Origin of the sequence: Streptomyces iconiensis (assembly GCF_028657195.3) — a bacterium.
GTDB lineage: Bacteria > Actinomycetota > Actinomycetes > Streptomycetales > Streptomycetaceae > Streptomyces > Streptomyces iconiensis.
The window spans coordinates 129127-152363 of sequence record NZ_JANCPR020000005.1 but is presented as its reverse complement, the minus strand read 5'-3'; the positions used below and the strand labels follow the sequence as shown (position 1 = coordinate 152363).

The following is a 23237-nucleotide window of genomic DNA, read 5'->3' as shown; positions in this document are numbered from 1 at the left end:
GCGCCGCGCCCCCGGGAGAGGACGGCGGCGGCAGCGGTACGCCCGCAGCGGCGCGGGACGGTGGCGGCGGTACACGTGGCGTGATCGCGACCGTTGTCGGGGTCTTCGGCGAACTGCTGATCACCGCGGGCCTGGTGCTGGCGCTCTTCGTCGTCTACTCGCTGTGGTGGACGAACGTGCTCGCCGACCGGGACTCCAAGCGCGAGGGCGACCGGGTGCGCGACAACTGGGCGGCCGACAGGACGCCGGGGAGCCTGGACACCAAGGACGGAATCGGCTTTCTGCACGTGCCCTCGATGTCCGAGAAGGACATCCTCGTGAAGAAGGGGACCAACCCCAAGGAGCTGAACCAGGGCATCGCCGGCTACTACGACAAGCCGGTCAAGTCCGCGCTCCCGCAGGATCAGTCGGGCAACTTCTCGCTCGCCGCGCACCGCGACGGGCACGGAGCGAAGTTCCACGACATCGACAAGATCGGCAAGGGCGACGCGGTCGTCTTCGAGACGAAGAACACCTGGTTCGTCTACAAGGTCTACGCCACGCTCCCGCAGACCTCCAAGTACAACGTCGACGTCCTCTCTCCCGTACCCAAGGAGTCCGGCAAGAAGAAGGCCGGGCGCTACATCACGCTGACTACGTGCACCCCGGTCTACACGTCGCGCTACCGGTACGTCGTTTGGGGCGAACTGGTGCGTACGCAGGACGTGGACGACAAGAGGACGCCCCCGAAGGAACTGCGCTAGCAGTCCTCCGGGGGCGTCCTCGGGGCGTTCCACGGGAGCCGGGAGCCGCTCTACGGGACCCGTCTTACGGGACCCGTCCTGCCGTGGCCCGTAGGACGAGGGCGTTCACCCTCCGTGCTTCCACTTGTCCCGCTCCTGCTTCCACTTGTCCCGCTCGTGGTGGCTCAGGCCGCCGAGCAGGCCGCCACCGTCGTCGCCGCCGTCCTCGCCCTCGTCCGGACCGGGCGGCCGGGTCATGACCTCGATCGAGTCGCCCTTCTTGCCCTCGGAGTTGGCGCCGGGGTTGGTGGTGACGACGATCGCCTCGTCGGACTGGTCGCCGTGTACGGCGCCGACGGTGAAGCCGGCTCCCTCCAGCTCGCTCTTGGCGTCACCGAGCGTCTTGTTGGTGACGTCAGGAACGGTGGCGGGCTCGTCGTCCGGTGCCTTGGCGACGCTCAGGGTGATCTCCGTGCCCTCGGCTGCCTTGCCGGGGCCCGGGGACTGCTTCAGGACGGTGTCGGCGGGCTTGGACTCGTCGTCCTGCTCTTCCTTGGTCACCTTGAAGCCCAGCGAGGTGAGCTGGTTCTCGGCCTCGGAGTAGCTCTTGCCGACGACGTTGGGCACGGTGGGCCGGGCCTCGGTGGCGACGGTCAGCGTGACCTTCGAGCCCTTCTGGATCTTCTGGCCGCCTGAGGGGTCCTGGTCCAGGACCGTACCGGCGGTCTCCTCGGACTCCTGCGTCTTCTTGCCGACCTTGAAGCCCGCCTCGCTCAACTCCTGCTTGGCGTCGGCGAAGACATCGCCCTCGACGTCGGGCACCGCGCGGGGCGCCGTGCCCTTGGACATCAGGAGGCTGACCGTGCTGTCACGGTCGACCCGCTTGCCGGTGACGGGGTCGGTGCGGCAGACGGTGTTCTTCTTGGCCTTGCAGTAGACGCTCTCCCCCACGCTGGCCTTCAGACCCGAGTTCTTCAACTGGGTCTTGGCATCGGAGGCGGAGAGGCCCTTGACGTCGGGCACCGACGGATCGTTCGGAGGCGAGCTGAGCAGCGCCTTGCCGACGAAGATCGCGCCGACGAGCACCAGGATCACCGCGAGCGCCAGCAGGATCGTGGAGAGGGGGCTCTTACGGGGCTTGCGGCGCCCGCGCCCCTCGTCGTAGAAGCCGCCGTCGTCGGGGCGCATGGGCGGCAGCATCGAGGTCTGCGGGTCCTGCGCGCGCAGCGCGGCCGTCGGCTGGTCCTCGGGGTAGCCGCCGTAGCCCGCCGCGCCCATGGCCGCTGTCGCGGCGACGGGCTGCCCGTCGAGGCATGCCTCGATGTCGGCGCGCATCTCATCGGCGCTCTGGTAACGGTAGTCCGGGTCTTTGACCAGGGCCTTCATCACGATCGCGTCCATTTCGGGCGTGATCTCGGGGTCGAAGGCGCTGGGCGGCTGCGGTTCCTCGCGCACGTGCTGGTACGCGACGGCGACCGGGGAGTCGCCCACGAAGGGCGGCCGTACGGTCAGCAGCTCGTACAGGAGGCAGCCGGTCGAGTACAGGTCGGAGCGGGAGTCGACGGACTCGCCCTTGGCCTGCTCAGGCGAGAGGTACTGCGCGGTGCCGATGACGGCCGATGTCTGGGTCATCGTCATCCCGGAGTCACCCATCGCGCGGGCGATGCCGAAGTCCATGACCTTGACCTGGCCGTTGCGCGTCAGCATGACGTTCGCCGGCTTGATGTCGCGGTGCACGATGCCACTGCGGTGCGAGTACTCCAGCGCCTGGAGGATGCCGACGCACATCTCCATCGACCGCTCGGGCAGGAGTTTGCGCCCGGAGTGGAGCAGCTCCCTCAGCGTGGAGCCGTCGACGTACTCCATGACGATGTACGGGATGGACACGCCATCCACGTAGTCCTCGCCGGTGTCGTAGACCGCGACGACCGTCGGGTGGTTGAGCGAGGCGGCCGACTGGGCCTCACGGCGGAAGCGGGCCTGGAACGACGGGTCACGGGCGAGGTCGACGCGGAGTGTCTTGACGGCGACCGTACGGCCCAACCGGGTGTCCTGGGCCAAGTAGACCTCGGCCATACCTCCCCGGCCGAGCACCGAGCCCAGCTCGTACCGGCCGCCGAGGCGACGCGGCTCTTCCATAAGTCTCCAGCCCTCTCCGGTCTTCCGTGCCGCGGCGTGTGGAACGTCCGGCTACGACACGGCGGTGTGCTGCTCGGCATACGGTACCCAACCGCCCCTACGTGCCCGGAGTGGTCGTGGTGACCGGGGTCACCCGTGGTGCTGGCCGCTTCTCACCGCTTCCCGTCGAGCACGGCTTCCATCACGCTCTTCGCGATCGGGGCCGCGAGCTTGCCGCCCGCGATGTCGCCACGGAGTGTGTCGGAACTCTCCACCACGACAGCGACGGCGACGGGAGATCCGTCACCGGTCTTCGCGTAGGAGATGAACCAGGCGTACGGGTTGTCCTTGTTGTCCTCACCGTGCTGTGCGGTGCCGGTCTTGCCACCGACGGTGACGCCGGGGATCTTGCCCGCGGTTCCTGTGCCGTCGTTCACAACCGTTTCCATGCCCTGCTGGAGCTTCTGCGCGTTCTCGGCCGAGACCGGCTGGCTCAGCTTCTTGGGCTTGGTCTGCTCCAGGACGTTGAGGTTCGGCGCGACGAGCTGGTCGACCATGTACGGCTTCATGAGCTTGCCGTCGTTGGCGACGGCCGAGGCGACCATGGCCATCTGGAGCGGGGTGGCGCGGTTGGACGCCTGGCCGATGCCCGCCTGGGCGTTCTGCGGCTTGTTGTCCTTGGGGTACTCGCTGACGGCCGGGCGTACGGGGGTGTCCTGCGAGTCATCGTCCAGGTCGCGGTTGAACCCGAACTGCTCGGACATCTTCATCATTTCGTCGTTGCCGAGATCGTTGCTCATCTTGGCGAAGACGGTGTTGCACGACCACTGGAGCGCGACCCGGACGCTGGCGTTCTTGCACGCCGGGTTGTTGCCCTCGTTGCCGAGGTCGGTGCTGGAGTCGGGCAGCCGGTAGGGATCGGGCGAGTCCGTCTTGCCGTCCAGGTCGTAATTGCCGCTCTCCAGGCCGGCCGCGGCCGTGACGACCTTGAACGTCGAACCGGGCGGGTACGTCTGGCGCAGCGCCCTGTTCAGCGTGGGGTCGTCCTTGTCGTTCTTCCTCTGGAGCGCCTTGTATTTCTCGCCGTCCTTCTCGCTGTTGCCCGCGAAGACCGAGGGGTCGTACGAGGGCTTGTTGGCCAGCGCGAGGATGGCACCGGTCTTCGGGTTGATCGCCGCGACAGCGCCCTTCTTGTCACCGAGCCCGTCGAACGCCGCCTTCTGCGCCTTGGCGTTGAGCGTCGTGACGACGTTGCCGCCCTTTTGCTGCTTGCCGGTGAGCATGTCGATCGTGCGGTTGAAGAACAGCCGGTCGTCGTCGCCGGTCAGTATCGGGTCGTACAGCTTCTCCAGCTGGTTGGCACCGAACGCCTGCGACGCGTAGCCGGTCACGGGGGACCACAGCTCGCCGTTCTTGTACGTGCGCTTGTACTTGAAGTCGTTGCCGTTGACGACCGTCGAGCCGGTGATGTTCTTGCCGTCGACGATGATGTTGCCGCGCGGCTGTGCGTAGCGCGCGATGTCGACGCGGCGGTTCTTCGGGTCGGTCTTCAGGTCGTCGGCCTGGACGAACTGGAGCCAGTTGGACCGTACGAGCAGGGCCAGGACGAGCAGACCGCAGAAGATCGCGATCCGGCGCAGGGGCTTGTTCATGGACGGACCACCTGGGTCATCTCGGCATCGGGTGAGGGAGCTGGGGCCGGGGCCGGGCGCCGGGCGGTATCGCTGATCTTGAGCAACACCGCGATCAGTGCCCAGTTCGCGACCACGGACGAACCACCCTGCGCCATGAATGGGAGGGTCATACCCGTGAGCGGAATCAGCCCCATGACGCCGCCGGCGACGATGAAGACCTGGAGGCCGAAGGCCGAGGCGAGGCCGACGGCCAGCAGCTTGCCGAAGGGGTCACGGGCGGCCAGCGAGGTGCGGATGCCGCGCTCCACGATCAGCCCGTACAGCAGGATGATCGCCATGAGGCCGGCCAGGCCCAGTTCCTCGCCGACGGTGGCGAAGATGTAGTCGCTCTTGGCGGCGAAGTTGATCAGTCGCGAGAAGCCCTGGCCGAGCCCGGAGCCGAGCGTTCCGCCGGAGCCGAACGCCCACAGGGCCTGCATGGGCTGCTCGGAGCCGTCCTTGAACGCCTGCATGGGGTCCAGCCAGTCCTGGACGCGGCCCTGGACGTGCGGCTCGAAGCTGGCGACCGCGATGGCGCCGACGGCTGAGAGGCCCAGCCCGAAGACGATCCAGCTGGTGCGCTCGGTGGCGACGTAGAGCATCACCACGAACAGGCCGAAGAACAGGAGCGAGGTGCCCAGGTCGGTCTCGAAGACCAGGATCATCAGGCTGAGCGCCCAGATGACGATGATGGGGCCGAGGTCGCGGCCACGGGGCAGGTACAGGCCCATGAAGCGGCGTGAGGCGAGCGCGAGCGCGTCCCGTTTGACCATCAGATAGCCGGCGAAGAAGACCGCGATGATGATCTTCGCGAACTCCGCCGGCTGGAGTGAGCCGACCCCGGGGATGGTGATCCAGATCTTCGCGCCGTATTTGGCGGGGAAGAAGATCGGTGCCGCGAGCAGCACCAGGGCCGCTGCCATGGAGATGTAGGTGTAGCGCTGGAGTACGCGGTGGTCCTTGAGGAAGACCAGTACGAGCACGAACAGCCCGACGGCCAGCGCGGACCACATCATCTGGGTGGGCGCCGCCTCACCGCCGGTGGCCTTGTGGGTGATGCTCGGCTCCTGGTCGAGCCGCCAGATGAAGATCAGGCCCATGCCGTTGAGCAGGGTGGCGATGGGGAGCATCAGCGGGTCGGCGTACGGCGCCCAGCGGCGTACGACCAGGTGTGCCACTCCCGCGAGCAGCCCGAGCCCGAGCCCGTAGCTGAGCATGCCGGTGGGGAGTGAGCCCTCCTTGGCCAGTCCCACGTTGGCGTACGCGAACACGGGAATGAGCACCGCGAAGACGAGCATCGCCAGCTCGGTGTTGCGGCGGCTCGGAAGTCCGCCCGGGGACACCGTGGTGTTGCTACCGGTGTTGGTGAGGTTGCTGCTCATGCCTTGTGCCGCCCCCTACGGCGCGGTGCACTGCTTGGCCAGCTCCTGCTGCTTCTCCGAGAGCTCTGGGCTCGGTGTCGGAGTGCTGGTGCTGGCACGAGTGGGTTCGCTGGTGGTGGAGCTGGTGGAGTCCGGGCTGAAGGCGGCCGGGGTTCCGGTGCCTGTGCCGGTGCCCGCGCTGGTTCCGGTCCCGGCCCCGCCGTTCTGCTTGCCGGCGTCCCCAGGCTTGTTCTGCTCGTCCTTGCGCTGCTTGTCGCCCGGCGGCTTCTTGGGCTGCTGCTTCTGCTCCGCGACGATCTTGCAGACCTCGGCCTGCTTGCCGAGTTCGTCGATCTTGGTCTTCGCCTCGTCGAGGTTGTTCAGCGCGATCGTCTCGCGCACCTGCTTGCGCTGGAACAGCGGCAGGTACTTGAGTTCGATCTCGGGCCGGTCCTGGTACACCTCGTTGAGCGTGACGCCCGCCAGCTCCTGGCTGATGCCTCTGTAGAGAGCCACGTGTTCGTCGTTGGAGCCCACGTAGTACTGCGTCTGCGTCCAGCGGTAGCCGCCGTAGAGGCCGCCACCGACGACGGCGAGGGCCAGCACGATCCACAGGGAGCGCTTGACCCAGCGCCCCTTGCGCCGCGGCTTGGTGAAGTCCTCGTCCGAGTACGGCCCGAACGTGCCGGCTGCCGAGGCCATCGAGGGGTCGCCGTTGGGCGGTCCGAATCCCTCGGGGGCGCCGTTCCCCTGGCCCTGCTGCGGCGGCACTCCGCCGCCCCTGCCCAGCTCGGCGGCGCGCGCCGCCGGGGTGCGCAGCGTGCCGGGGTCGCCGCCCAGCGGCTGCTGGGTCTCGGCGACGGCGCCGACGATGACGGGGGTGTCGTTGAGCCGGCCGGCGAGGGTGTCCTCGCTGCCCATGGCGTCGACGTCCAGCACGTCGGCGACGATGCACGTGATGTTGTCCGGCCCGCCTCCGCGCAGCGCGAGCTGGATCAGCTCCTGCACGGTCTCCTGCGGGCCCTGGTAGCTGGCGAGCGTGTCCTCCATCGTCTGGTGCGAGACGACCCCGGAGAGCCCGTCCGAACACAGCAGATAGCGGTCGCCCGTGCGCACCTCGCGGATCGACAGGTCGGGCTCCACATGGTCGCCGCTGCCCAGCGCGCGCATCAGCAGGGAGCGCTGCGGGTGGGTGGTGGCCTCTTCTTCCGTGATCCGGCCCTCGTCCACCAGCCGCTGCACCCATGTGTGGTCCTGGGTGATCTGCGACAGCTGTCCGTCACGCAGCAGGTAGGCGCGCGAGTCGCCGACGTGTACGAGCCCGAGGCGCTGGCCGGTCCACAGCAGCGCGGTGAGCGTGGTGCCCATGCCCTCCAGCTGCGGGTCCTCTTCGACCATGACTCGTAGCTGGTCGTTGGCCTGCTGAACGGCGGTGCCGAGCGAGGTGAGGATGTCCGATCCGGGAATGTCCTCGTCGAGCTGGACCATGGTGGAGATCACCTCTGAGGAGGCGACCTCGCCGGCGGCCTGGCCGCCCATGCCGTCGGCGACCGCGAGCAACCGTGGACCGGCGTATCCCGAGTCCTCGTTGTGCTCGCGGATCATGCCGTCGTGTGATCCGGCGGCAAAGCGCAGTGACAGGCTCATGCGCACCTCGCCCGTCGGCTCGGGGTACATCCGCACGGTGCCCACCCTCCGGTCGTCATGTCGGTACTACTTCCGCAGCTCGATGACCGTCTTGCCGATACGGATCGGCGCTCCGGGCGGGATCGGCGTCGGTGTGGTGAGCCGGGTCCTGTCGAGATACGTGCCGTTGGTCGACCCGAGGTCCTCGACGATCCACTGGCCGTCACGGTCCGGATAGATCCTGGCATGCCTGCTGGACGCGTAGTCGTCGTCCAGCACGATCGTGGAATCGTGCGCGCGGCCGAGGGAGATGGTCTGCCCCTGAAGGGCGACCGTGGTTCCGGTCAGGGAACCCTCGGACACCACCAGCTTGGTGGGGGCGTTCCGGCCGCCACCACGCGCGCGGCGGCCACCGCCGCCCTGTGGCTGGCGCTGCTGTTGCTGGGGCCGCTGCTGTTGCTGCTGACGCTGCCCTTCCGCGCGCCTGGCGGTGCGCTGGGTGACACGGGTGCCGAACAGGTCACTTCTGATGACCTGGATGGACACGATGACGAACAGCCACAGTACGGCGAGAAATCCCAACCGCATGACCGTGAGGGTCAGCTCTGACATTGCCCCCGCTTCACCCTTCGGCTTGCCGGTAAATGATCGTGGTACTGCCCACGACGACGCGTGAGCCGTCGCGGAGCGTAGCGCGCGTTGTGTGCTGTCCGTCTACCACGATTCCGTTTGTGGAGCCCAGATCCTGGATCGAGGAGGGGTTTCCGGCCCGGATCTCGCAGTGGCGACGCGAGACGCCCGGGTCGTCGATACGGACATCGGCCTCGGTGCTGCGACCGAGGACGAGGGTCGGCCCGGAGATCTGATGCCGGTTGCCGTTGATCTCGATCCAGCGTCTGGTCTCGGCGCCGGGCAGCGGCCCGGCGGGACCGGCGCCGCCTCCCGGTGCGTAGGACGGGGGTCCGGACGGCACGGGAGGCGTGGAGGCGGGGCGGGGAGGGTAACTGCCCGCTGCCGTGGCACCACCGGGAGCTGCGCCCCCGCGCTGCGGCGGCGACTGCGGCGGTGACTGCTGCTGTGAGGTGCTGGAGGCCAGGGTCCGGCTGCGTACACGGTAGAGCCCCGTGTCGAGGTCGTCGGCCTTCTCCAGGTGGACCTTGATGGGGCCCATGAAGGTGTAGCGCTGTTGCTTGGCGTAGTCGCGCACCATGCTCGACAGTTCGTCCCCGAGCTGGCCCGAGTACGGGCTGAGCCGCTCATGGTCGGGAGCGCTCAGCTCGACGATGAAGTCGTTGGGTACGACGGTGCGCTCGCGGTTCCAGATGGTCGCGTTGTTGTCGCACTCGCGCTGGAGGGCACCCGCGATCTCCACGGGTTGCACCTCCGATTTGAACACCTTCGCGAAGGTGCCGTTGACGAGACCTTCGAGTCGCTGCTCGAAGCGCTTCAGAACTCCCACGGTGCACCTCCTTCCCAGATGCCCTCGGACCTAGTGCCCGCTTACCAGTGTCCCCGGATGCGGGCACGACGTGTCTCCGGTACTGCTTACTGATCGTATCCACGCGCGGGGAAATCGGCTGGTTCCCTGCTGGGGCCGGGCGCTCAAGTGTTGCCCCTCACAGTGCCTCACACCCTTGCATGGATCGTAAGGGCCTCGTGTCGAGTGTCCCGCAGAGCCTCGGGATACGGATGTGAGTCCACCCCCGTCACCGTGCTAATCTTCTCGATGTCGGCAGGCGCCCGCCCGGCACCGCACCGACAACACCCAATGCGCGGGTGGCGGAATAGGCAGACGCGCTGGATTCAGGTTCCAGTGTCCGAAAGGACGTGGGGGTTCAACTCCCCCCTCGCGCACAGCAGAGAAGGCCCACATCGTGATCACGATGAGGGCCTTCTTCGTGTGCTCTCCCGCCCGCGTCTACACCGCGTCGGCGGTGTTCGCCGTATCGGCCTCCCGACTCCGTACCGTCGCCGTACCGTTACCCCCTGGCGTCCGCCGGGAGGCGAGCAATGCGTGTACGACGCATGCCGCAATCGCGCAGAGAGCCGCCGTCGTCCACAGCATCACCCGCCAGGCATCGGTGAACGCGTCGGCGAGCAGGGCCCGTTGGCCGCCGGACAGCTCTCCTGAGGCCACGCGGCCCGCGAGTTCGGGCGAGCCCAGCCGGGAGCTGAGCAGGCTCAGCAGCCCGGCGCTGAACACGGCGATCACCAGGGCCTCGGCCGCACCGCGCACGGTGTTGAGGAAGCCGGCCGCCATCCCCGCGCGGCTGGGTTCGACCACGCTCATCGCCTGCCCGTCGGTGATGCCGAACGAGATGCCCATGCCGATCCCGATCAGCAGCAGCGGGCCCAGCAGCGCCGCCGTACCGATGCCGGGACGCAGCACGCTCAGCCATGCGTTGCCGCCCGCGACCAGCAGCAGTGCCGCCGTCATCAGACCGCGCGCCGGTACACCGCGGTTGACGAGCGCACCGCCCAGTGGCGGGAGTGCGAGAACGGGGGCCGTGAGCATCAGCATGGTCGCGCCCGCTGCCTGGGCCGAGGCGCCGTTGACGCCCTGGAGATAGGTGGGCAGGAACACCAGGACGCCGAGGAAGCCGACGGACGTGGTGAGCGTGGCCAGGTTCCAGCCCAGGAAGCGGGGGTCGCGCACCAGTGTGAGGTCGAGCACGGGGTGCTCGCGGTGGCGCTGCAGTGCCGTGAAGAACACCAGCACCACCAGCCCGGCGGCCAGCGTGCCGAGGACGAGCGGGCTGCTCCAGCCGGACTCGGGGCCCTGCATGATGCCGAACATCACCAGCGCAAGGCCGGCGACGAACGTCACGGCGCCTGCCTTGTCCAGCCGGGTCCGCTCGGCCGCGCGGGACTCGGCGATCTTCATGGTGCCGAGGAGGATGACGGCGCCCACGACGGCGTACACGACGAAGCTCGCTCGCCAGCCGAGCGCGTCGACCAGCCAGCCGGAGAGGCTGGGGCCGATGGCGATGCCCACACCGGCCATCGTGCCCATGGCGGCGAAGGCGCGGGTGCGTGCCGGGCCCTCGAAGGTGTTCGCGAGCAGCGCGCCACCGCTTGCCATCACGGCGGCGCCGCCGATTCCGGCGAGGATCCGTGCCGCGTCGAGCAGCCAGATGTCGTGTGCCGCCGCGCTCACCAGCGCGCCGGCCGCGAACAGGGTGGCCCCGGCGGCGAAGGTGCGGCGCCTTCCGACCGTGTCGGCGAGCGAACCGCACACCAGCGTGAAGGCGGCGAACGCGAGGTTGTACCCGGCGACGACCCACTGCAGAGGGGTGCCGGAGGCGTGCAGGTCGGCGCCGATACGGGGAACGGCGACGGCGGTGCCCGCGATGGACATCGCCACGACCAGCACACCGAGCAGGACGGCCAGCAGGGTCACGCGGGGATCGGGTCGGGACGTGGTGGTCCCCATGGGGAGGTTCTCCTGTCTCTCGGGCATGCGAAGAGAAGGGGCGGCAACCCACAGGGTGGAACTTCAACTGAGCTTGAAGTCAAGGTACTTGATCAGCCACCGGGCATCCGGGAGCGGTCGGTTCCGGCCAGTTCCGGGCCGGACGTACCGGACGGCAAGGGAGGGTCGGGCCGCGTGCGGGGTCCGGGCTGGAAACCACGAGCCCCGCGCGCCAGAGGGGGAGGCGCGCGGGGCTCCGGGGGCGGGGGGCTCCGTGCTGTCGTGGTGGGTGCGGGTTCCGTACGGGGGCTGCGTACGCCGCGAGGCGGCGGCGGGTGACGGGCCCCGCGGGTCCTGCGACGGCCGACCGGCTCGGGTCGGCGGGCCCGTGCTCAGCCGACGAGGCTGGAGGCGAGGGTCTTGGCGCGGGTCTCCGCCGCCTCGTGTGCCTGGGCGCGGGACGACTTGGCCAGCTCGATCAGGCCCTCCATGCCGGGAGACGACTCGGCGAGCGTCAGCTCCGGCACGATGAACTCGACGTCCAGGCCGAAGCCGTCCTCGCCCAGCACCTTGCCGAGGTAGTTCTGGACGAACTCGAAGCTCTCGCGGGGCGTGCCCGGGCCGTAGCCACCGCCCCGGCTGGCGACGACCGTGACGGGCGTGCCCTCGGCCGAGCGCGGGCCCGTGCCGAACGTACGGCCCATGATGATCACCTGGTCCAGCCATGCCTTCAGGGTGGAGGGGATCGTGAAGTTGTACATGGGTGCGCCTATGAGGATCGCGTCGGCGCGCTCCAGCTCGCTCACCAGCTCCTCGCGGATCTCGAAGGCGGCGGCCTGCTCAGGAGTACGGTCGGCCGCGGCGGTGAATCCCGCGGCGGCGCCGACGCCGTCCAGGTGCGGGACCGGGTTGGCGGCGAGGTCGCGGTAGATGACCGTGCCGTCGGGGTGCTGCTCCTCCCAGGCCGCGCGGAAGGACGCCGCGACATCGCGGGAGACGGAACCCTCGCGCGGGAACAGAGAGGTGTCGAGGTGCAGCAGTGTGGCCATGAGGGTGCTCCTAGTGCTTCGTAAGCAGGGGGTACTTTCCGACGTAACTATTTCTAACACAGTCACTTACTTTTTTGCACCCCCTTGTTCCGACGCAGTACTCTGAAGACATGTCAGAGCTTCGAGAGCTTCAGGACCAGCCGCACGAGCGGTCCCCTGCTCGGGCCTGCACCGAGCCCGAGAACGCCATCACGCGGGTGTTCCATCTGCTGGGGAAGCGGTGGACCGGGCTGATACTGGCCGCGTTGATGAGTGGCCCAGGACACTTCACCGAGCTGCGCCGCGCCGTTCCCGGCATCAGCGAACGCATGCTCTCCGACCGGCTGACCGAGCTGGCCTCGCTGGGCCTGGTCGTGCGGTCGGTCGAGGACGGACCGCCGCTGCGGGTGCGCTACTGCCTCACCGACTCGGGGCACGCGCTCAAGCCCGCCATGGTGGAGCTGACGCGCTGGGCGGACGCGAACCTTCCGGAGGGCGGAGCCTCCTGCCCCTCGGCGTTCCAGGAGTGACCACGGGAGCGGAACGGATACGGGTGGGGTGCGTGTGCCGGGGATCCTGAGCGCCGGCGGAGGCGCGGGGGAGGCGCGCGCCACGGGTGCTTCCGTGTGGGTCGTAGGGTGGACGGGATGAACGCCAACTCCCCGACGCACGCGCGCGACGAGCCCGGCACCGAGCGGCTTGAGAAAGCCGTGCGGGCCGCGGAGACCGCGCTGATCGAGTACGAGATCGCGGTCGAGACCTTCCGGGTGGAGGTGGAGAACTTCTCCCGGCTGCACCACCAGCGCCTCGGGCCCGTCTACGCGCGCCTCGACGAGCTGGACGCACAGATCGCCGAAGCGGTCGCCGCACGCACCGGCGATCCCGAGGACGTGCGCAAGGCCGAGGAGGCGCGCGGCGCCGTGCTGCCCATGCCACGCGTCGAGGAGCTGTTCTTCGGCTGGATCGACTCGGACGGCATGCTCCCCGAGGCCCAGGCCATGCTCAATGAACAGCCCGTCCAGCCCCCCAGCCGCGTACGGCCCAGCGAGGAGGCCCGTAAGGCGTACCGCGACCTGGTGCGCAAGGCACACCCCGACCTGGTGCAGGACGAGGCGGAGCGCACGCGCCGCGAGGAGTTCCTCGTACGGGTCAACAAGGCGTACGTGGAGGGCGACGCGGCGGCGCTCGCGGCGCTCGACGAGGAATGGGAGGCGGGCCCGCTGCCCGAGCCGCTCGCTGAACTGCTGCGCGGCGAGGAGCTGTACGCGCGCCTGGAGTGGCTCGCACGCCGCAAGGAGTCGCTCACCGAGGTGGCGGCCGAGCTGGAGCAGAGCGCCATCGGCGCGATGATGAAGATGGCGCCGGACGACCCCGACGCCCTGCTGGAGGAGATCGCCGAGCAACTGCTCGGTCAGGTCGCCGAGCGCGAGCGTGAGCTGGCGCGACTGACAGAGACGGAGCAGGGATGAACGCCCTCCCGGGGCAGGTGCCCCAGACCGATATCGCCTCGCTGCCTTCGGACGCGCTGCTGCTGGACGTCCGCGAGGACGACGAGTGGTCGGCGGGGCACGCGGAGGGCGCGCTGCACATCCCCATGAGCGAGTTCACCGGACGCTTCGGCGAACTGACCGAGCGTCTCGGTGAGGACGAGCGGGTGTATGTGGTCTGCCGCGTCGGCGGTCGGTCGGCGCAGGTCGCCGCGTATCTGCTGCGGCAGGGGATCGACGCGGTGAACGTCGACGGCGGCATGCTCGCATGGGAGAGCGCCGGCCGCCCCCTGGTCGGCGAGACGGACCCGGCGTTCGTGCGCTGACGCGCGGGGGCGCTGCGGCGCCGGGCCGAGCGGTCCGGTGTGCGGCGCAGGGCCGAGCGGTCCTTGCTCCCTTGCCTTCTTGCTCCTTGCTTTGCGTGTGTGACGGTTAACTTCCGTCGCTAGGCGGGCTGTTGGGCGGCCAGTAGGTCGCCGAGTGCCTCCTCGTGCGCGGCGGCGGAGCCCACGGACAGTTCGAGTTGCTTGGCCCACGCGTGGAAGCGGTGCAGCGGGTAGTCCGTGTCGGCGCCCATGCCTCCGTGCAGGTGCTGTGCTGTCTGCACCACGTTGCGTACCCCGTCGGAGGCCCAGATCTTGGCCACCGCGACATCGGCCGGATCCAGCCGCCACGCGGCCTGCCAGAGCGTCGCCTCCATGGCACGCAGGTCGATGTAGCTGTCGGCAGCCTGGACGGCGACCGCCTGGAACGTGGCGACCGGATACCCGAACTGTTCGCGTTTGCTCACATATGCGCTGGTCATTTCCAGTACCCGTTCGCCAAGTCCCAACGCCAGCGCGCAGGTTCCCGTGGCGAGCAGCCGGTGCAGATGCGCCGCGGCGGCGGGGTGCTCGACAAGGTCCCCGGCCGGTATACGGGCCGAGTCCAGGTGGATCTCGGCGTAGCGCTCGCCGTTGGTCGACGCCTGTTCCGCGAGCGTGACACCGGGGGTCTCCGTCGGGGCGACGAGCGCCAGCACGGGACTGCCCTCGGGTGTGTGCGCGGGGACGACCACGAGATCGGCGGTGGGTGCCCAGGGGACGGCGGTCTGTACGCCGTCGAGGACCCAGCCGGTGCCGTCGGGCGCCGGTGTGGCCGTGACGGCCTGTTCGGGGGGCTCGTGCCCGCTCCTGCCGTGCGCCGCCGCCGTCAGCGCGAGATCGCCCGCCGCGATACGGGGCAGCAGGGCCGCACGCAACTCCTCGCCGCCGTAAGCGCCGAGGGTGAGCGCAGCCGCGCTCGTCTCCAGCAGCGGCACCCGCGCGAGTGCGCGCCCCGCCTCGCGCAGTACGAGGCACAGCGCGACGGCGTCGAGGCCCGAACCCCCGTGTTCCGGCGGCACGAACAGGCCCAGCAGGTCGGTCTCGGCCAGCTGCCGCCACAGCGTGCGGTCGAAGTCGTCCGCGACCGTTCCGCGCGTGAGCGCCGGGCTGCCGACGTGCGCGGGGTCGATCCCCGCGAACACCGCACGCGCGGCCTCCCGCGCCGCCTCCTGCTCTTCACCGAAGCTGAAGTCCACGCTGCCTCCTCGTGTCTGACGCGCCGTCAGGTTAGCGTCGCGGCATGCGCTTGGCCATACATGCGGGCTGGCACGTGGCGGGCACGTGGCGGGCGCACGGTGTGGAGACGCGTAGCGGTGCGGGGACGCGGGACGCGGGCACGCCTGGTTATGGGCACGCGTTGAGGCGCGGGCCCGCGTGGTGGTGCGGGCACGCGTTCAGGCGTGAGGTCGCGGCGAGGTGTGAGGATCGGCGAGGTGCGCGGGTGCGGCGGGGCGTGAGGGTGCGCGTGTTCTAGGCGTCGAAGTCGACCGACACCACCGGCGTGACGGGATGCGACTGGCACGCGAGTACGTAGCCGGCGTCGAGCTCCTCGGGTTCCAGGGCGTAGTTCCGGTCCATGTGGACCTCCCCGGCGAGCAGCCGGACCCGGCAGGTGCCGCAGACGCCGCCCTTGCAGGCGTAGGGGGCGTCGGTGCGGTTCCGCAGGACCGTTTCCAGGACCGACTCCCCCTCCTTCGCCATCCATGTCCCTCCGCGCCCCTCCAGCGTCGCGCTCACGGTCGCGGCGCCGTCGGGCAACGTGACGCGCGGTGGGGCGGTCGGCGCCGGCTCGGCGTGGAATATCTCCTGGTGGACACGGGCGCGCGGCACGTCCAGGGCGCGCAGGGCAGCGGACGCGCTCTCGACGAGGCCGAGCGGGCCGCACAGATACCAGCCGTCGATGCCCTCGACGCCCTCCCCGGGCAGAAGCGCGGGCAGCAGTGCGGTGAGGCGTTCCTGGTCGAGGCGGCCGGAGGCGAGCCCGGTGCGCTGATCCTCGCGGGAGAGGACCGTGACGAGCTGGAACCGGTCCGGGTAGCGGTCCTTGAGGTCCGCCACCTCCTCCAGAAACATCGTCGAGGCCGTCGTGCGGTCGCTGCGTACCAGGCAGAAGCGCGCGCCGGGCTCCCGCCCGAGCAGCGTGGCCGCGATGGAGAGAACGGGCGTGATGCCGCTCCCGCCGACGATCGCGGCGAAGTGCCCGCGGCGCGGCGGAAGGACGAACCTGCCCGTGGGCGGCAGCACTTCGACGGTGTCGCCCTCCAGCAGTTCCTTGAGGGCGTACGTCGAGAACTCGCCCCCCTCCACCAGCCGTACGCCGACCCGCAGCGTCGCCGGTTCGGGCGTGGCGGGGTCGCACAGCGAGTACGTACGGCGGATCTCCTCGCCGTGTTCGTTCACGCGCCGCAGGGCGATGTGCTGTCCGGGGGCGTAGCGGTACGTCTCGCGGAGGCCGGGTGGTACGGCGAGGGTGAGCGCGGCGGCGTCGTCCGTGAGCCGCTCGACCGCCGTGACGCGCAGCGCGTGGAACACGCTCACACCTCCTTGAAGTGGTCGAAGGGTTCGCGGCACGCCTCGCAGCGGCGGAGCGCCTTGCAGGCGGTGGAGGAGAAGCGGGCCAGCAGCACGGTGTCGGCCGAGCCGCAGAGGGGGCAGCGGACAGGCTCGGGCGCTGTCCCTGTCCCTGCTCCTGCTCCTGTCCCTGCCTCTGTCCCGGGCGCCGTCTCGGGGTCGGGTTCGGGCCCGGTCTCGGGTTCGGGTTCGGGTGTGGCGTGCCGGGTGGGGGACAGGCCGACCGTTACCGGCGCACTGGCGCGGGCGCCGGGGCGGGGCGGGGCGACGCCGTGTGCCGCGAGCTTGCGGCGGCCCTCGGGGCTGATGTCGTCGGTCGACCACAGGGGTGTCAGGACCGTGCGCACCGTGACCCGCTCGGCGCCGCCCTCGCGCAGGGCCTGTTCGATGTCGGCCGCCATCGCCTCGATCGCGGGGCAGCCGGTGTAGGTCGGGGTCAGCTCGACCTCGACATGGCCGGGCGAGGGCTCGCTGACCCGGCGCAGCACGCCCAGCTCGGCGAGGGTGACGACGGGCAGTTCGGGGTCGGGCACCGAACCGGCCAGCTTCGTCAGGGACTTCAGCCGTTCCGGCGCATGTCCTGTCGGGCTGTGCACACTACTGGCGGTCACCATGTGGCCCCCGGGTGGCTGCGGTGCAGATGCTGCATCTCGGCGATCATCGGTCCGAACGGCTCGGTGTGCAGCCCCTGGCGTCCCGCGCCCGCCGTCCACGCGCCGCTCCGCTGCCCCTCGGGCAGGTCGAGCCCCGCCCGGCCGAAGACCTCGGTGATGCTCGCGGCCCACTCCCCCTCCAGCTCCTGCCAGCGCAGGTCCAGGCCCTCGACGGGCTGAAAGAGTTCGCCTGTGAACCGCCACAGCGCGTTCGCCGCGCGCTGCATCCGCGCATGGCTCTCCTCGGTGCCGTCTCCGAGGCGTACGGTCCACTGCTCGGCGTGGTCCCGGTGGTACGCCGTCTCGCTGACCGCCTTCTCGGCGAGGGGGAGCTTCGGCGCGAGCTGCGCGTACAGCGGCTGCTGGTAGGTGGAGAAGAAGAGCTGGCGGACGATGGTGTGCGCGAAGTCGCCGTTGGGCTGTTCGACCAACTGGCAGTTGAGGAAGGTCCGTTCCTCACGCAAGTAGGCGATCTCGTCCTCGGTGCCCAACTCGTCCCGCAGGCCGGCGTAGAGCGCGCGTGCCTGGCCGAGCAGGTCGAGCGCGATGTTGGCGAGCGCCATCTCCTCCTCCAGGACGGGGGCATGGCCCGCCCATTCGCCGAGGCGGTGGGAGAGAACGAGCGCGTCGTCGGCCAGGGGGAGCGTGGCCAGGGCCGGAGGGGCCGTCGCTGTCACAGGTTCTTCACCCCGTCCGGGACCTCGTAGAAGGTCGGATGGCGGTACGCCTTGTCGGCGGCCGGTTCGAAGAAGGGGTCCTTCTCGTCCGGCGAGGAGGCGGTGATCTCGCGGGAGGGTACGACCCACAGGGAGACGCCTTCGGAGCGGCGTGTGTACAGGTCACGGGCGTTGCGGAGCGCCATCTGCGCGTCCGGCGCGTGCAGGCTGCCCGCGTGCGTGTGCGAGAGGCCGCGCCTGCTGCGTACGAAGACCTCCCACAGGGGCCAGTCGGCACTCATGGGGCTCAACTCCTCGGTTTCCGGGTCGCGGTGGCTCCGGCGGGGTCGCGGGCCGGGCCGTCGGTGGGCCGGGGCGGTCGGGGCGCGTGCTTGGCTGCGTGCGCCGCTGCGGCCTCGCGTACCCAGGCGCCGTCCTCGTGTGCCGTGCGGCGCTGGGTGATCCGCTGCTCGTTGCAGGGCCCGTTGCCCTTCAGCACGTCGCGGAACTCCTGCCAGTCGATCGCACCGAAGTCATGCGCTCCCCGCTCCTCGTTCCACCGCAGGTCGGGGTCGGGGAGGGTGAGGCCCAGCGCTTCGGCCTGGGGGACGCAGATGTCCACGAAGCGCTGACGCAGCTCGTCGTTGGAGTGCCGTTTGATCTTCCAGGCCATCGACTGCGCGCTGTGCGCCGACTCGTCGTCGGGCGGCCCGAACATCATCAGCGAGGGCCACCACCAGCGGTCCACCGCGTCCTGCGCCATGGCGTGCTGGGCCTCGGTGCCCCTGCTGAGGGCGAGCAGCAGTTCGTACCCCTGGCGCTGGTGGAAGGACTCCTCCTTGCACACGCGGACCATCGCGCGTGCGTAGGGACCGTACGAACAGCGGCAGAGCGGCACTTGGTTGGTGATCGCGGCGCCGTCCACGAGCCAGCCGATCGCGCCGACGTCCGCCCAGGTGAGAGTGGGGTAGTTGAAGATCGAGGAGTACTTCTGGCGGCCCGTGTGCAGCTTGTCGAGCAGCTCGTCGCGGCCGGCGCCGAGCGTCTCCGCCGCGCCGTACAGATACAGCCCGTGGCCCGCCTCGTCCTGGACCTTCGCCATCAGGATCGCCTTGCGGCGCAGGGACGGCGCGCGCGTGATCCAGTTCGCCTCCGGCTGCATGCCGATGATCTCGGAGTGTGCGTGCTGGGCGATCTGGCGCACGAGGGTGGAGCGGTAGGCGTCGGGCATCCAGTCGCGCGGCTCGATGCGCTCGTCCGCTGCGACGGCGGCGTCGAAGGCGGCCTGGAAGGCGTGCTCGTCGCCGTTGTCGCCGTCAGCGCGGTGCGCGGCGTCGGTCCCGCCCGTGCCCGGTCCGCGCAGCGCCGATGTCACCGATGTCATTACGAGCCCCCTGATCTCCCGGCAGCCGACCGACCGATCGTTCGGTTCAATGGTGAGGTGCGGACTCGGGACGTGTCAAGGCCGAATGCTCCGGACCCACGGGGCCGGACTGCCATGCCCCAGTAGGCTCTGACAGTCTCTGAGGCGGACCGGCCCAGTCATGGGCATGGAGAAACAGGGGAGCAGGGAGGGCATGGAGCCAGCAGCGCACCAGGTGCCCGGAGCGGTGCCGGACGGCGGGACGGTCGCGCCCGGTGACGCGAGCGGGTCCCATGGGGACTACGGAACCGGCAGGTCAGGCCCGGCCGGTGGTGCCGAGGGGCACGGTGGTGGACCCGGTGAGCCCGGTGGGGACACCGGCGGTGGTGGCGCCAGCGGTGAGGGCGGAGGCGGGATCGCCGCACTCTCGCTGCCCGCGCGGATCTTCGTGGCGATAGCCGTGGCCGTCGTCGCGGTCGCGGTCGCGTTCCACGTGGCGATGGTCTTTTTGCAAACCGCCCCGGAAAACACCGTCAGCAAGCAGCACGCGGATGTCGTAGACGCCTACGTGTACCCGGAGTTCGAGCGGAACTGGAAGCTCTTCGCGCCCAACCCGCTCCAGCAGAACATCGCCGTGCACGCCCGGGCCACCGTCGCCAAGAACGACGGCTCGACGGAGACGACCGGCTGGGTCAACCTCTCCGCCATGGACGGCAAGGCCATCCGTGGCAATCTCGCCCCCAGCCACACCCAGCAGAACGAACTGCGCCGCGGCTGGGAGTTCTACACCAACTACCACGACGACAAATCCAGGCCCATAGGGCTGCGCGGGCAGCTGTCCGAGCGCTACATGAAGCGCATCGTCATGCTGCGCTTCGGAACCGAACTGAACGGCGGCAGCGTCGAGCGCATCCAGCTCCGCTCCGCCACCACACCGGTCGCCGCGCCCGAGTGGAGCCAGGAGCGTACGGACGTGAAGACCCAGTACCACGTGCAGCCCTGGTGGCAGGTCACCAGCGCTGACCTTCCGGGAGTCTCCAAATGACGGACCAGGGGCGGTACATGGCGGTCGGCAGTCCACGCGCGCGCGTCGAGCGGAGCGTCTCGCGTGGCCTGGCGCGCATCACGGCGCACGCGCTCGGCCCGTACCAGACGGCGATCGTACGCATCGGATTCGGTGCCACATGGCTCTTCTTCCTGCTGCGGGAGTGGCCGCACCGCGAAGAGCTGTACGGGCCATCGGGGCCCTGGAGTTGGGGCATGGCCGAGCGGCTGATCGACTCCAACCAGGCTTTCTCGGTGCTGATGTGGTCCGGTAGCGACAGCTGGTTCCAGCTCGTGTACCTCGTCGCGCTCGCCTCCTCCGCGGCACTGATGCTGGGCTGGCACACGCGTGCTTCCTCGGTGCTCTTCATGGTCGGCGTGCTCTCGCTCCAGAACCGCAGCGTCTTCATGGGCGACGGCGGGGACAACGTCATCCACCTGATGTCCCTCTACCTGATGCTCACGCGCTGCGGCCAGGTGTGGTCACTGGACGCGCGCCGCGCCGCACGCCTGCGTGAGCGGGGGATGAGCGCACACGCGCGCGGAGTGGGCGGAACCGTACTGTGGGCCGTCCTGGGCGCCGTACTACTGGGCGGCACGGTGGCGGGCGGCTTCACCCTCGGCTGGGGGCTCTTCTTCTGGGCCCTGTGGGCGGTGTACGGCCTGTGGTGGCTGCTCAACAGGCTGGCGGCCGACGGCGGTCACCGTGTGCGCGAGTTCCGCGACGTGTGCGACATCCTCGCCAACCTGGCACACAACGGTGCGTTGTTGATCATCATGGTCGAGGTCTGTCTGATCTACTCGACCGCCGGATGGTTCAAGATCCAGGGCTCGCGCTGGCAGGACGGCACCGCCGTCTACTACCCGATGCATCTCGACTACTTCGCGCCCTGGCCCGATCTGAACCAGGTGCTCGCAGGCAGCGGGCTCATGATCTTCCTGATCACCTACGGCACGGTGGCCGTCCAAGTCGCCTTCCCGTTCGCCCTGTTCAACAGGCGCGTGAAGAACGTGCTGCTGGCCATGATGATCGTCGAGCATCTCAGCATCGCCTTCCTCCTGGGACTGCCGTTCTTCTCGATGGCCATGATCGCCGCCGACATGGTGTTCCTGCCCACCGTCTTCCTCCTGTGGGCGGGCCGTCACGCCTCGGGGATCACGGGACGCCTCGGACGACGGCTGCCCGGCGCGGGACGTGGGAAGCGCACGGACGACCAGGAGGCGCGCGGAGACGGGCCGGAGGCGGGGCTGGACACCGGCCCTGGCACCGGCAGGCGTGGCGGCGCTACCAGTGGCTCCGGCGCCGCCGTTGCCTCTGAGGACGGCGGCGGCTCCGGGCAGGGCGGCTCCCAGGAGACCGTGGAACGGTCGGACGGAGCGCCCGCGGAGAGCGGGGACGGGCCCTCCTCGCTGCACGCGCGGCGCTGAGCCGCCCGGTCGCGGCTGGGCGGTCCAGGGACCCCGGGTCGAGGCAGCCGCTTCCCGGTGGCGCGCTCCGGCCGAGACGCCCAGCGCATGGGAGATGCCCAGCGCCGGGAGACGCCCCGCCCCATGGGAGGGGGAGGTCGGTGTGCGTACCTGTAGGGCGCTGACGGCATGGGCGTCGGGGTAGGCGCACGTCAGGCGGCCGTATGGTGAGTCTGTGACCGGTGATGCGGAGTGGGAGAGGTACGCCGACGGCGGCGTGCTGCTGGACGGGTTCCATGCGTTGAAGCACGCACTCCGCTTCGGTGCACGGGTACCTGTGGCGGTGGCGCGGGACCGTAAGGCGGCGCTCGCGCTCTCCAGCGAGCTGGCCCCCGACCTGACGGGCACACTCGACGGGCTGCTGCGCGAGGTGCCCGCGGAGGTGTTGCGCCGCCTCGTACCCCGGCCGCACCCCACGGGCGTGGCAGCGCTCGCCCTGCGCGGTACGTCTTCTGTGGCGGCCGATCGCGACGAGCCCCTGGTAGTGCTCGACAACCCGCGCAACCTCGGCAACGTCGGCGCCGTGGTGCGCCTGGCCGCGGGTGCGGGAGCGGGCGGCGTGCTCACTACTGGTGACGCGGACCCCTGGCACCCCGCGGCCGTACGCGCGAGCGCGGGGCTGCACTTCGCGACCACGGTCGAGCATCGGCAGGTGCCGGAGCTGCCCGGGGGACAGCTCTTCGCCTTCGACCCGGAGGGCGACGACCTGCGGTCCCTCGACCTTCCGGCCGGTGCGATGCTCGCCTTCGGCTCGGAGCGGCACGGGCTCTCGGACGATGTCCGGGCCCGTGCCGACCATCTCGTCGCGCTGCCGATGCGGCCCCAGGTCTCCAGCTACAACCTGGCCACCAGCGTGGCCATGGCGCTCTACCACTGGATGGCTCGCGCCTACTGAGGCGTTGGCTCGCGCCTACGGGGCGTTCCTGTTTTCGCGTTCCTACTGGCGCGTGTCCGCCGGGCGTTCATGGCGACCGTCCATGCGGACGGGTCCCGTTGTCGTACGACTACTGGTGCGCAGTCCACAGTTGCCGACTACTTGCGTGCCGCGGTGTGCTCAGCCGCAATGTGCTCAGAGGTACGGGCCGCCTGTGCGTGCCTGGCGGGGGTCCGCCTCACCGGCGCCCGCGAGGTCCTCGGGCACGGCGCCGGGCGGCAGCGCCCTGCGCATCTGCTCCAACTGGGCGCGCGCCGCCATCTGCTGCGCGAACAGTGCGGTCTGGATGCCGTGGAAGAGCCCTTCGAGCCAGCCGACCAACTGGGCCTGCGCGATACGCAGCTCGGCGTCCGTCGGCGTGGAACCCTCGGTGAACGGGAGGGAGAGCCGTTCCAGTTCCTCGATCAGCTCGGGCGCGAGGCCGTCCTCCAGCTCCTTGATCGAGCTGGTGTGGATCTCCTTGAGCCGCGCCCTGCTGGCCTCGTCCAGCGGCGCCGCCTTCACTTCCTCCAGCAGCTGCTTGATCATGCTTCCGATCCGCATGACCTTCGCGGGCTGTTCCACCATCTCCGTCACGGGGACCTCAGCCTGCTCATCGCCTTCACCGTCACCGCCCTTGGCCGCGGTACCGCTGAGTGCCATTCCATCCGGGCCCACAACCAGGACCTGGGGGCTCTCCTGCGACTGTTCGTTGCTCGGCTGTGTCATGCCCCCATTCTGCATCCTGACCTACCCCCCGCGCCGAGCGAGGGGGCCC

At 69.8% G+C, this 23237-nt stretch carries 22 protein-coding genes and 1 tRNA gene; 8 read left to right on the top strand and 15 right to left on the bottom strand.

Translation table 11 applies throughout. From position 1 onward, the window contains the following. Nucleotides 1–80 precede the first annotated feature (80 nt). The gene (locus NMN56_RS06530; protein ID WP_274043107.1) at nt 81–743 is read left to right on the top strand and encodes a class E sortase; all 663 of its coding nucleotides are present in this window, start codon (nt 81–83) and stop codon (nt 741–743) included. Nucleotides 744–848: 105 nt separating this feature from the next. Here the strand turns inward: NMN56_RS06530 and pknB are convergent, their stop codons facing one another. The 6 genes from pknB to NMN56_RS06500 all read right to left on the bottom strand — a co-directional run bounded on the left by pknB (nt 849) and on the right by NMN56_RS06500 (nt 8959). Continuing rightward, entirely contained in the window at nt 849–2861 is a 2013-nt protein-coding gene (gene pknB / locus NMN56_RS06525) for a Stk1 family PASTA domain-containing Ser/Thr kinase (protein WP_274042793.1), read from the bottom strand. A gap of 152 nt (nt 2862–3013) precedes the next feature. Next, complete coding sequence (locus NMN56_RS06520; RefSeq protein ID WP_274042792.1) at nt 3014–4492, bottom strand: peptidoglycan D,D-transpeptidase FtsI family protein; 1479 nt, start codon at nt 4490–4492, stop codon at nt 3014–3016. Then, a complete protein-coding gene (locus NMN56_RS06515) occupies nt 4489–5895 on the bottom strand; it encodes an FtsW/RodA/SpoVE family cell cycle protein (RefSeq protein WP_274042791.1) in 1407 nt (468 codons plus the stop codon). The genes NMN56_RS06520 and NMN56_RS06515 overlap by 4 nt, the downstream gene beginning before the upstream one ends. Nucleotides 5896–5910: 15 nt before the next feature. Then, nucleotides 5911–7566 (bottom strand): Stp1/IreP family PP2C-type Ser/Thr phosphatase, encoded by a 1656-nt coding sequence (locus NMN56_RS06510; RefSeq protein WP_274042790.1) that lies wholly within the window; start codon nt 7564–7566, stop codon nt 5911–5913. Between the two features lie 21 nt (nt 7567–7587). Beyond that, on the bottom strand, nt 7588–8112 hold the full coding sequence (locus NMN56_RS06505) for an FHA domain-containing protein FhaB/FipA (protein WP_274042789.1): 525 nt from the start codon (nt 8110–8112) through the stop codon (nt 7588–7590). Between the two features lie 10 nt (nt 8113–8122). Beyond that, nucleotides 8123–8959 (bottom strand): FHA domain-containing protein, encoded by an 837-nt coding sequence (locus NMN56_RS06500; protein WP_274042788.1) that lies wholly within the window; start codon nt 8957–8959, stop codon nt 8123–8125. 311 nt (nt 8960–9270) lie between these two features. Here NMN56_RS06500 and NMN56_RS06495 point away from each other — a divergent pair. Beyond that, a tRNA-Leu gene (locus NMN56_RS06495) sits at nt 9271–9354 on the top strand. Nucleotides 9355–9418: 64 nt separating this feature from the next. Here NMN56_RS06495 and NMN56_RS06490 read toward each other — a convergent pair. Then, nucleotides 9419–10933, bottom strand: a complete 1515-nt coding sequence (locus NMN56_RS06490) for an MFS transporter (RefSeq protein WP_274042786.1) — start codon at nt 10931–10933, stop codon at nt 9419–9421. A 371-nt stretch (nt 10934–11304) separates the two neighbouring features. Continuing rightward, nucleotides 11305–11961, bottom strand: coding sequence for an FMN-dependent NADH-azoreductase (locus tag NMN56_RS06485; protein WP_274042785.1), 657 nt, complete (start codon nt 11959–11961; stop codon nt 11305–11307). A gap of 110 nt (nt 11962–12071) precedes the next feature. Here NMN56_RS06485 and NMN56_RS06480 point away from each other — a divergent pair, with 110 nt between their 5' ends. From NMN56_RS06480 to NMN56_RS06470, 3 genes are all read left to right on the top strand, one after another. Further along, the gene (locus NMN56_RS06480; RefSeq protein ID WP_274042784.1) at nt 12072–12470 is read left to right on the top strand and encodes a winged helix-turn-helix transcriptional regulator; all 399 of its coding nucleotides are present in this window, start codon (nt 12072–12074) and stop codon (nt 12468–12470) included. A gap of 117 nt (nt 12471–12587) precedes the next feature. Then, nucleotides 12588–13409: a J domain-containing protein gene (locus tag NMN56_RS06475; protein WP_274042783.1), complete on the top strand. Its 822-nt coding sequence runs from the start codon at nt 12588–12590 to the stop codon at nt 13407–13409. After that, the gene (locus NMN56_RS06470) at nt 13406–13753 is read left to right on the top strand and encodes a rhodanese-like domain-containing protein (RefSeq protein WP_274042782.1); all 348 of its coding nucleotides are present in this window, start codon (nt 13406–13408) and stop codon (nt 13751–13753) included. Before NMN56_RS06475 ends, NMN56_RS06470 begins: the two co-directional genes overlap by 4 nt. A gap of 119 nt (nt 13754–13872) precedes the next feature. Here the strand turns inward: NMN56_RS06470 and NMN56_RS06465 are convergent, their stop codons facing one another. The 6 genes from NMN56_RS06465 to paaA all read right to left on the bottom strand — a co-directional run bounded on the left by NMN56_RS06465 (nt 13873) and on the right by paaA (nt 19056). After that, the gene (locus NMN56_RS06465; protein WP_274042781.1) at nt 13873–14988 is read right to left on the bottom strand and encodes an acyl-CoA dehydrogenase family protein; all 1116 of its coding nucleotides are present in this window, start codon (nt 14986–14988) and stop codon (nt 13873–13875) included. A 274-nt stretch (nt 14989–15262) separates the two neighbouring features. Next, nucleotides 15263–16324, bottom strand: coding sequence for a 2Fe-2S iron-sulfur cluster-binding protein (locus NMN56_RS06460; protein WP_274043106.1), 1062 nt, complete (start codon nt 16322–16324; stop codon nt 15263–15265). Nucleotides 16325–16326: 2 nt separating this feature from the next. Further along, nucleotides 16327–16977, bottom strand: a complete 651-nt coding sequence (gene paaD / locus NMN56_RS06455; RefSeq protein WP_274042780.1) for a 1,2-phenylacetyl-CoA epoxidase subunit PaaD — start codon at nt 16975–16977, stop codon at nt 16327–16329. After that, on the bottom strand, nt 16971–17693 hold the full coding sequence (gene paaC, locus NMN56_RS06450) for a 1,2-phenylacetyl-CoA epoxidase subunit PaaC (protein WP_274042779.1): 723 nt from the start codon (nt 17691–17693) through the stop codon (nt 16971–16973). Before paaC ends, paaD begins: the two co-directional genes overlap by 7 nt. Continuing rightward, complete coding sequence (paaB, locus tag NMN56_RS06445; RefSeq protein ID WP_274042778.1) at nt 17690–17974, bottom strand: 1,2-phenylacetyl-CoA epoxidase subunit PaaB; 285 nt, start codon at nt 17972–17974, stop codon at nt 17690–17692. The genes paaC and paaB overlap by 4 nt, the downstream gene beginning before the upstream one ends. A 5-nt stretch (nt 17975–17979) precedes the next feature. Continuing rightward, entirely contained in the window at nt 17980–19056 is a 1077-nt protein-coding gene (gene paaA, locus NMN56_RS06440) for a 1,2-phenylacetyl-CoA epoxidase subunit PaaA (RefSeq protein ID WP_274042777.1), read from the bottom strand. Nucleotides 19057–19249: 193 nt separating this feature from the next. Between paaA and NMN56_RS06435 the strand changes: the two genes are divergently transcribed. The 3 genes from NMN56_RS06435 (at nt 19250) to NMN56_RS06425 (ending at nt 22441) form a co-directional block, all read left to right on the top strand. Beyond that, nucleotides 19250–20080 carry a DUF5819 family protein gene (locus tag NMN56_RS06435; protein ID WP_280842746.1) on the top strand — a complete coding sequence of 277 codons (831 nt, stop codon included), beginning with the start codon at nt 19250–19252 and terminating at the stop codon, nt 20078–20080. Next, a complete protein-coding gene (locus NMN56_RS06430) occupies nt 20077–21507 on the top strand; it encodes an HTTM domain-containing protein (protein ID WP_274042775.1) in 1431 nt (476 codons plus the stop codon). The genes NMN56_RS06435 and NMN56_RS06430 overlap by 4 nt, the downstream gene beginning before the upstream one ends. A 214-nt stretch (nt 21508–21721) precedes the next feature. Continuing rightward, entirely contained in the window at nt 21722–22441 is a 720-nt protein-coding gene (locus NMN56_RS06425) for a TrmH family RNA methyltransferase (RefSeq protein ID WP_274042774.1), read from the top strand. Between the two features lie 174 nt (nt 22442–22615). Here NMN56_RS06425 and NMN56_RS06420 read toward each other — a convergent pair whose 3' ends face one another. Further along, a complete protein-coding gene (locus NMN56_RS06420; protein WP_274042773.1) occupies nt 22616–23188 on the bottom strand; it encodes a bacterial proteasome activator family protein in 573 nt (190 codons plus the stop codon). Nucleotides 23189–23237: the final 49 nt, after the last annotated feature.

What these genes read in the sequence shown, in the direction of transcription:
- pknB (WP_274042793.1), bottom strand. Translation starts at nt 2,861, where the DNA reads ATGGAAGAGCCGCGTCGCCTCGGCGGCCGGTACGAGCTGGGCTCGGTG.
- NMN56_RS06520 (WP_274042792.1), bottom strand. Translation starts at nt 4,492, where the DNA reads ATGAACAAGCCCCTGCGCCGGATCGCGATCTTCTGCGGTCTGCTCGTC.
- NMN56_RS06515 (WP_274042791.1), bottom strand. Translation starts at nt 5,895, where the DNA reads ATGAGCAGCAACCTCACCAACACCGGTAGCAACACCACGGTGTCCCCG.
- NMN56_RS06505 (WP_274042789.1), bottom strand. Translation starts at nt 8,112, where the DNA reads ATGTCAGAGCTGACCCTCACGGTCATGCGGTTGGGATTTCTCGCCGTA.
- NMN56_RS06490 (WP_274042786.1), bottom strand. Translation starts at nt 10,933, where the DNA reads ATGGGGACCACCACGTCCCGACCCGATCCCCGCGTGACCCTGCTGGCC.
- NMN56_RS06485 (WP_274042785.1), bottom strand. Translation starts at nt 11,961, where the DNA reads ATGGCCACACTGCTGCACCTCGACACCTCTCTGTTCCCGCGCGAGGGT.
- NMN56_RS06480 (WP_274042784.1), top strand. Translation starts at nt 12,072, where the DNA reads ATGTCAGAGCTTCGAGAGCTTCAGGACCAGCCGCACGAGCGGTCCCCT.
- NMN56_RS06475 (WP_274042783.1), top strand. Translation starts at nt 12,588, where the DNA reads ATGAACGCCAACTCCCCGACGCACGCGCGCGACGAGCCCGGCACCGAG.
- NMN56_RS06470 (WP_274042782.1), top strand. Translation starts at nt 13,406, where the DNA reads ATGAACGCCCTCCCGGGGCAGGTGCCCCAGACCGATATCGCCTCGCTG.
- paaD (WP_274042780.1), bottom strand. Translation starts at nt 16,977, where the DNA reads ATGGTGACCGCCAGTAGTGTGCACAGCCCGACAGGACATGCGCCGGAA.
- paaB (WP_274042778.1), bottom strand. Translation starts at nt 17,974, where the DNA reads ATGAGTGCCGACTGGCCCCTGTGGGAGGTCTTCGTACGCAGCAGGCGC.
- paaA (WP_274042777.1), bottom strand. Translation starts at nt 19,056, where the DNA reads ATGACATCGGTGACATCGGCGCTGCGCGGACCGGGCACGGGCGGGACC.
- NMN56_RS06435 (WP_280842746.1), top strand. Translation starts at nt 19,250, where the DNA reads ATGGAGCCAGCAGCGCACCAGGTGCCCGGAGCGGTGCCGGACGGCGGG.
- NMN56_RS06430 (WP_274042775.1), top strand. Translation starts at nt 20,077, where the DNA reads ATGACGGACCAGGGGCGGTACATGGCGGTCGGCAGTCCACGCGCGCGC.
- NMN56_RS06420 (WP_274042773.1), bottom strand. Translation starts at nt 23,188, where the DNA reads ATGACACAGCCGAGCAACGAACAGTCGCAGGAGAGCCCCCAGGTCCTG.